General features: G+C 65.1%; 1 protein-coding gene. It reads right to left on the bottom strand.

Annotation, left to right across the window (positions count from 1 at the left end; all coding sequences use genetic code 11):
- On the bottom strand, window positions 1–564 hold a 564-nt coding region (locus tag ACYVE7_RS35425), incomplete at both ends, for a lipid II flippase MurJ (protein WP_460371076.1).

The following is a 564-nucleotide window of genomic DNA, read 5'->3' on the forward strand; positions in this document are numbered from 1 at the left end:
CGGCGGCAGGCATACCATAGCCACAGCAATTGCAGCGCGCCCGAGACGGTGACCGCAATCGCCTGATTACGCGCGGTCATCAGCGGTAGATCGTCATGGAAGAACAGCAGCGCCGCGATCAGCGTCGCGTTGAGCAGGATCGGCGCCGCCGCATTCACCCAGAAGCGGTGCAGCGAATTGAGGATGCCGCCGAGCAGCGACACCAGGCTGATGAACAGCAGATAGGGGAAGGTGAGGCGCGCGAGCTGGACGGCGAAGTCGAACTGCTTCGGATCGACACCGTTGAACCCGCCCGACAGCGTGTAGGTGACGGGCCACGCCGCCACTTCCATCACCGCGGTCATGACGATCAGGACCGGCAGCAGGATCGACAGCGCATCCTCGGCAAAGGCGATGGCGTGCGCCAGGCCTCTGCCGTCCTTCGCCTTGTCACCCTCGGCCACCTTGCGGTTGAACCTCGGGATGAACGCGGCGGAAAACGCCCCCTCGGCGAAGAGGGCGCGGAACAAATTGGGCAGGCGGAACGCGATCATGAACGCGTCCGAGGCGAAGCCTGCGCCCACG

It is taken from the genome of Actinocorallia lasiicapitis, from assembly GCF_054778695.1.